General features: G+C 59.8%; 7 protein-coding genes. 3 read left to right on the top strand and 4 right to left on the bottom strand.

What is annotated here, in order from left to right:
• Positions 1-678: 678 nt before the first annotated feature.
• The 3 genes from IM708_RS19945 to IM708_RS19935 form a co-directional block, all read right to left on the bottom strand.
• Positions 679-1,188, bottom strand: a complete 510-nt coding sequence (locus tag IM708_RS19945) for a hypothetical protein (protein WP_209428325.1) — start codon at positions 1,186-1,188, stop codon at positions 679-681.
• A gap of 378 nt (positions 1,189-1,566) precedes the next feature.
• On the bottom strand, positions 1,567-2,484 hold the full coding sequence (locus IM708_RS19940) for a hypothetical protein (RefSeq protein WP_209428324.1): 918 nt from the start codon (positions 2,482-2,484) through the stop codon (positions 1,567-1,569).
• Positions 2,485-2,491: 7 nt separating this feature from the next.
• Positions 2,492-3,715, bottom strand: a complete 1,224-nt coding sequence (locus IM708_RS19935) for a hypothetical protein (RefSeq protein WP_209428323.1) — start codon at positions 3,713-3,715, stop codon at positions 2,492-2,494.
• A 156-nt stretch (positions 3,716-3,871) separates the two neighbouring features.
• Here IM708_RS19935 and IM708_RS19930 point away from each other — a divergent pair, with 156 nt between their 5' ends.
• Both IM708_RS19930 and IM708_RS19925 read left to right on the top strand, forming a co-directional pair.
• The gene (locus IM708_RS19930; protein ID WP_209428322.1) at positions 3,872-4,192 is read left to right on the top strand and encodes a helix-turn-helix transcriptional regulator; all 321 of its coding nucleotides are present in this window, start codon (positions 3,872-3,874) and stop codon (positions 4,190-4,192) included.
• On the top strand, positions 4,189-5,115 hold the full coding sequence (locus tag IM708_RS19925) for an ImmA/IrrE family metallo-endopeptidase (protein ID WP_209428321.1): 927 nt from the start codon (positions 4,189-4,191) through the stop codon (positions 5,113-5,115). The genes IM708_RS19930 and IM708_RS19925 overlap by 4 nt, the downstream gene beginning before the upstream one ends.
• 360 nt (positions 5,116-5,475) lie before the next feature.
• On the opposite strand, the gene IM708_RS19920 is transcribed toward IM708_RS19925, so the two are convergent.
• Positions 5,476-5,616 (bottom strand): hypothetical protein, encoded by a 141-nt coding sequence (locus tag IM708_RS19920; protein WP_209428320.1) that lies wholly within the window; start codon positions 5,614-5,616, stop codon positions 5,476-5,478.
• Between the two features lie 133 nt (positions 5,617-5,749).
• Between IM708_RS19920 and IM708_RS19915 the strand changes: the two genes are divergently transcribed.
• A partial coding sequence (locus IM708_RS19915; RefSeq protein WP_209428319.1) for a hypothetical protein occupies positions 5,750-6,884 on the top strand: 1,135 nt, incomplete at its 3' end.

The raw sequence follows: 6,884 nt of genomic DNA, 5'->3' as shown, positions 1-6,884 counted from the left end.
CTCGCCCGTCCAGCGCCAGCGCTCAAGCGTGCGCGGGCTGATCTTCCATCGAGCCGCCAGCTCGACCTGGTTAAAATGCGTGACCGACATCTTCGTCTCCTTCGCGTTTGGGCTAATGCCTGCGAAGGACAATGAGGGACGACCAGGGAAGCGCCGGGGAGGCAGCAGGGAGGCAAACAGGGAGTTGGGGAGAAACGACGCCCGAAAATGCAAAAAAGGCATCCCCAAAGGACGGCCCGGTAAATGTTGAAAACAAATTCTTCGGTTGACCGCATTTTCTGCTGAGACCGAAATGCGATCGGAGGTGTCAGATGGAGTATCTCTCAAAAATATCTTCGACAGATAGTGCCGGCTTGGAGCGTTCGAAGGGACCGACTTCAACTTCCGTCGAGTCCTGCCTGCGCCTCTTGCGCAGTGCTTCCGGACCCCTTCATACGCCTGTCGCGCATCGCGCGGCCTGGTCAGCGGAGGCAACGACCGGGAGTATTCACCTGTCCGAACTGCTAAGCCACCTCTCGGAGTACGATCGGCTGACGCAATTCCAAGATCAAGATCCGAGGCGGCACTTCGCTTTGAAGCCGCGCCGGGACGGCTTCGAGCCTACGAATCACTGTGGCTTTAGCCAAACCTGAAGGGCCGCCGGAAACCACGCATCAGGCCAGCCACTTCGGATGCTTTTCAGTTGCCGGGGGTTATTACGTTCTCCGGTGTTGTTATGTTACCGGGATCTGTGACCCCGGTCGGGGTAGACTGGCAGACCGTAAACTTACATGCCGCATCCTGGACGATGTGTTCGAGCGGGTTGACGATCGGCGCAGGCGGGCTGATGCCTCCCCCCGGTGGGAAACCGTTAATTTGCGTGTTAAGCGGGTCATTTGCTGAGGCAAACGCCGAAACAACATGAACGCCGTCCTGCTGCTGTTCCTCCAGGAAACCTGTCGCGGTCGTCAGCACGTGCCGTGCGGCGTCCGGCAGCGCTTCATCGGGAAGTCCAAGTTGACGCAGTGCCTGCTCGATCAATCCGGCCTCGCCTGTTGCCAAAGCATAGTCCAGAGCGCGTGCCACATCCATTGTCCAGCCCGCTGACTGCTCGCAGGATTCAATTCCCGCCTGAACGATGCTGGTGAACTGTCCGACTCCGTCCTCCGGAAGCGGAGGCATCGGAATTTCGCCTTGGGCGATCGGCATCTCAAGTCCCGTCTGTAACGGTCCCTGTGTCTGAGAACTAGGGTAGTAAATCAGAGCGTCCGGGGTGCCAGAGGGAATGACTGTACCGCCCGTTGTCACGATAAAGGGCGGTCTGTTGGGTTCGATAGGGTCCGGCTGTGCTACTCCGGCAGTTCCAAGTCGAACGTCCGGCTGCATGCTAGGCGTCGGGGGGGACATGTCCCTGTATTCATCGTCTGGGACGGTATACATCTGGGCCGAAGCGACCGCCGGTATCACCGTAAAAAAAAGAGCCACCGCATAAGCACGTTTCATGGCCTCCTCCTTCAAAAAAGAACCTCAAATTTACCACGATCTGCCCTTGGCTGTCATCATCGGTGGTTGTGGCGACGAGATCATTCAGGAGGGCTCGATCCAGCAGTTCCCGTCATCGTACCTGATGAAGCTACGCCAGTCGTCGCGCCGTCCGAACGCTTTCTTCAGCGTGTTCACTTGGCCGCCATAGCCCGCCTCTTCCAGCACCGCTGCTACGCGCAGGACTGGTGACTTCGACCAATAAGCTGCGAACAGCGACTGAAGGAGATGACGCTGCTTGTCCCCGCTGAACGTGATCGCCTCTCCTCGAAGCCAAACGATTCCGCAATCCTCCGAATGGTCGATCGGGAACCGGCGCTGAACCTGGCCAGGAAATACGCGCGCACCGAGCGCTTGCGGCGAGATCGCCAGCTTGCTTGGGGTGCCGAGCACATCGACCACGCCAACGATCACGTTCCGCTTGTTGGGTGTGATGGGGAGGCGATCGCCCGGGGTCGACGTCAGGATGGCCCGGACCTCGTCAGGTGGCCTGCGCTCGAGAAGGGCATCGAGACGCGTCCAGACGGCAGGATCAGAAAGGCGCCGCGCGAACCAGACCGGCACCAGCGACTTCGGACCCGTCAGCCTGATGGTTCCGATATCCCAGACAAAGCCGTCGATCAAAGGGCTCGGGCGCGAAGGCCCGGCGCGTTCGAAGGCCACCAGCATCCTGGCAATTGCCAGCGGATAGTCGACGGCACAGGCGGCGATCTCCCCCGCTTCGACGGTGATCCAATGCCCGATGCTGTCGCGATAGCCATACTGCCCGCGCTCCGAGCACCACTCCGCCGGGATGGGCTCGTCCTCATAGCCATCCATGGCGGCCACGACCGGGATGCGCCCGGTCGCCACCAGCAGTTTGGCCTCGATCAATCTGTCTGCTGCCCGAGCTGCCACTTGCTTCAGCGCAGCCACCTGCACCTTGGCGGCACGGGTTTCCATCACCTGCAGCAACAGATCCACGGCGCACTTACTCATTGAGATCACCGATATCGCCAGAATCGGTCAGTATGCCCCAGCGCCGCAAGTACTTCTCGCCGATCAGGCGCTCATGCGGGGTCATGTCCTTCACGTTGCAGCCGTGGGGCATGGTGACAGTGAGCGTCAGGGACTTTCCGCGACCCCCATCTGGTCCGGGCCGGAACTTGATCGTGAAACGCGCGCGCGTGATGACCCATTCAGGTGCCTCCGTCGCGATCGACAACACACGCCCGGTGCTACCAATGTCCAGACCGATCCGCTTCTCGGCCATCTCCCAGATTGACCGTTCTGCGCCCGACATGGACTCGAGCGTAATGCGCTCGCCGCGCTCACCCAGTTCCATGAAGCGCAGCTCCTTCACAGTGACCCCCTCGATGCCGTCTTCATCATCCGTGGGAAAGTCGAATGGCTTCAGCAGCATGCTGACGTCGTATTCCCGCAGCGGGATCGGCTTTTCTTTGTAATCGATCCCGAGTAGGTCGCGCGCCATGAACGCGGTCAGATCCTGCCGGTCTTCGCGCGTGTTGGCCACCACCTCGATGACGCCGGTGTCGGTCTCATAGGTCAGCGCCGCCTCGAAGACAGGCTTCACGATCCGGCGCGACAGCGTGCTGTTCGCGTCGAAACCCAACATGTCTTCCGGCCTCCCCTCCCGATACACGGCCACCTGGACGAGATCGCACTCCTGATCGTCGAGGATGACGCGATGGCGGTCGAAGACATCGACATGGACATGCGGGGTGGCGAACCTGTCACGGACCGCGTTGGTGAAGGCCGCAACAGAAACCGGATCCCGGCGCACCGCGCAGCCCTTTTCGACCTCAAAGCCGCTCCATGACCGCCCCCGTCGGCGCTCATCGTTGTAGCGCACCTCTTCGGCCAGGCGGAACCGGTCAGGCTCCCTCAGAAAGACCCAGAGTGAGCGATTGTTCGCCCCCTCGAGCTTGTCAAACAGGGTCCGGTTGAGGACGACGTTCTGCAGCGCGTTCTGGCCTGGCTCATCGGCGAGGGCGGCGACCCGGCCGGCGTCGAGGACGACGCGCAGCTTCTCGTCATCGGACATGTTATCGACCGCCTTGACCAGCGGTTCAACCACCTCCGGCTCAGGCTTGGTCCAATCAATCGGCGAGAGGGAAATGAACCCGCGAGCAGTGAAGTAATCCTGCAGGCGGGTGATCGGGGTCTTGCGAAGGAATGCGGCAATAGCAGTCATGGAAGCCCTTTCTAGGCCGGGAAGAGGAGAGAATCAGCGTAGCGATACGCTGGTGTTCGATATATACCGAACACACTATCATGTCTACTTGTTCATTACGATTTTGTTCTACATACCGAACATGAATCATGCGGCCAAGGAAGCAAGGATGATACGATGACCACGTCCCTCGGCGCCAAGATCAAACGCCACCGACAGGAGAAGGGGTACTCCCTAGATAAGCTCGCCGAGCTCACCGGCTCGAGCAAGAGCTATATCTGGGAACTCGAAAACCGCGACACTCGCAAGCCTTCCGGCGAAAAGCTGACCCGCATCGCGCAGGCTCTCGACGTCACGACAGATTACCTTCTCGACGAGAGCGAGGAACCCAGCGACGAGATCCTCAAAGAGGCCTTCTTCCGCAAGTTCAGCAAGCTCGAGCCCGAAGATCAGGCGAAGATCAAGCAGATGATCGACGTGTGGGGCAAGAAGCATTGAGCCTGCCGACGACACCGAAGGGCTGGGCGATCCGCCTGACCCAGATCCTGTCGCTGCACCAGGCGGCGCACGGCCTGCCGCGTTTTCCTATCGATGTGGCGGCGCTGGCTCAGGACTTCTCGCAACAAGTGTTTCCGGACGCGCCGATCACAATGGTCGGCGGGCTGAACCTGTCCAGGGGCGTCGACGGCATGCTGACGCCCCGCCGGAACGGATCGGGCGAATGGGGCATCATCTACAACGAGACTATTCGCTCCCCGGGCCGGCGCAATTTCACGCTGGCCCACGAGCTTGGCCATTATCTACTGCACCGCCAGGCCCATCCTGGTGGCCTTGAATGCAGCAACCGCAACATGGCGGATTGGGATGTGGGTCGAAACAAGATCGAGGGAGAGGCCAACACCTTCGCCTCCTACCTCCTGATGCCGCTCGATGACTTCCGCGCCCGGATCAAGGGACGGTTGGTCGACATGGACGTGATGAACGAGTTGGCGGATCGCTACAGGGTGTCACTCACGGCAGCGATCCTGAAATGGCTGACCATCACCAACAAGCGCGCCATGATCGTTGTGGGCAAAGAGGGTTTTATCGACTGGGCATGGTCCAGCGAGCCCTTGATCAAGTCGGGCATCTACTACGCAGCGCGGCAGAACGTGATCGAGCTGCCACCTGCCTCACTTGCCGCGAAAGAGGTAGACTGGGACACCGGCCGCTATGGCCACCGCCACCCTGCCGGCGTCTGGTTGGGAGCCGAACCGGTTCATGAAATGACGGTGTTTTCGCCGAGCAACGAGATGACCATCTCGTTGCTGCTCTATCCCGACCGGGCGCCATCGCGTTGGGAAGTAGCCGAGCTCGATGAAGAGCCAACAGAGGATACGTTCGAGAGGTTCATGGCGGGGAGGGCGGGACGCCGGTCATGAGCCACGTCATTGTCCGCAGCGAGATGAATGTCGTTGCCAAACACTGTTGGCAGGCGAAAAAGAGTGCGCCCGGGCAGAAGGCCTGCCCGGACGCGTTTCACTGGATTTAGTCTTGCGCTACTCGCTTACTCGTTCCATGGTTACTCAGGGATTCTGCGGGTCACCAGAGCGTTGTCGCTCTAGCTAGGTATGTCGGCCAGACACTACTTCCCGCGGGTCCCGGTACCGCCGCCCGAGCTGCCCCGGCCGCCGCCCCGTTGGCCACCGCTCCCGGCATTCCCGCGGCCAGCGCCGCCCTTGCCACCGTTTCCCATCTCTTCTCTCCTTCGCTGATAATGGTTGCTTCGCGCGTCGAGCCTCTTAGCGCGAACCGTCGCGACGGCCCTTGCCCTGATGGTACCCACGACGGTAGTCGTCGTTCGCTCTGGACATCCGCTTCGACTCCTTCGAGCCAGCGAGCAGGAAGTCCAGAGTGCCGTGCGGAGGGTTGTACTTGGCCATTGCCTTTTCTCCTCTGTTGCCTTGCGATCCACACCGCGTGTCCGCTTCAGCAACTTCAAGGTACAGCCGAAACGGGTGGATCGGAACGGGTTAGCCGGCTAACGTACGGCTAACGCTGTTGGGGAGCTTGGACGTGTTTAACCGCCAGCCACCGGCTGAAGCATGGTCGATGCCTTTCGCGATCCTGCTGGACACCGCGATGGAAGTCGGACTCGGGCTACCCGATGATGAGGGTGCGCGATGGAAAGGCCCAACCTATTTAGCAGCGAAGAGCCAGGTCATCAAGCAGGGCAAATCCGGCCAAAACGATTGGCAGCCGGTCAGCCATTCGGCCATAAAGGCGTGGAAAGAGGGTCGCGGTTGTCCAGAGCACACAGGCCCCGCCTTCGCTGAGCTTCTCAGGATTTTTTGCATCTCGGAACACACAATTCCGGAAAGCCGCGAGCAATATTCCCAAGCTTGGCGCAGGGTGTTCGAGCGCGCTTCAAAACGTGACCACATGAGGAACAAAGCGGCTCGACAAGATGAGATTAAACAGTGGCGCAAGCGTCGGGAACTCGAAGGGGATGAATTCCGCCTGCCCATGCAGGAACTCACACAGATCGAGCAGATGAACTTCGAAGTGATACAGCGCCAAGCTCGGGAAGAGGGCATCCATCCTTCGACCGGTGCCAATCTCATCGGAGATCAGGAGTACGCCCGGCGCCAAGCTGAACTTCAGAAATTCCTTGATAGCGGCGATTATGAAGCAGCCTTACGCAAGAGACGCGAGATCGTAGATTACGCGTCGGACCTAGAAGAGGCCAACAAGGCACGCGCACTCCTCTACATAGCTGATCGAGCCCGGTTGGCTGCCATGGAGCATGAGCGTGGACTCTATTTCGACGCGAAGGACACCTACAGAAGAGTTTTGGAGACCCTTCCGTTCGGCGAGAAGGACCTCCGCGAAACCTACTCTGCTTCGTATCGAGCTGCCCTCAATTCCGCCGCCTTGCGGTGTGGGCGCTTTTCCGAGGCCGAAAGCATCCTTAGGGAATCCGAGGAGCTCGGGATCGACCTGAATCTGAAGGCCTACGGCATACTTTCCAGGAAGTCCGAGGATCTTCCACAAGCCCAAAAGGTCCTGGATGAGGTCACGGCGAAGGGCATCGTGCCGAACTCGTTCATCTTCACGCCGATCATCAGGCATTGCAAAAGCTTCGGCGAAGCCCGCACGTTCTTTGATTTGTCGCCGGTGTCGGCGAGAAATAACTTCCTGTTCAATGCGC

The sequence above is a fragment of the Pararhodobacter sp. SW119 genome (assembly GCF_017811755.1).
Lineage (GTDB): Bacteria > Pseudomonadota > Alphaproteobacteria > Rhodobacterales > Rhodobacteraceae > Pararhodobacter.
This window is presented reverse-complemented; position numbering and strand designations above follow the sequence as displayed.

What these genes read in the sequence shown, in the direction of transcription:
- IM708_RS19945 (WP_209428325.1), bottom strand. Translation starts at nt 1,188, where the DNA reads ATGCCGATCGCCCAAGGCGAAATTCCGATGCCTCCGCTTCCGGAGGAC.
- IM708_RS19935 (WP_209428323.1), bottom strand. Translation starts at nt 3,715, where the DNA reads ATGACTGCTATTGCCGCATTCCTTCGCAAGACCCCGATCACCCGCCTG.
- IM708_RS19930 (WP_209428322.1), top strand. Translation starts at nt 3,872, where the DNA reads ATGACCACGTCCCTCGGCGCCAAGATCAAACGCCACCGACAGGAGAAG.
- IM708_RS19920 (WP_209428320.1), bottom strand. Translation starts at nt 5,616, where the DNA reads ATGGCCAAGTACAACCCTCCGCACGGCACTCTGGACTTCCTGCTCGCT.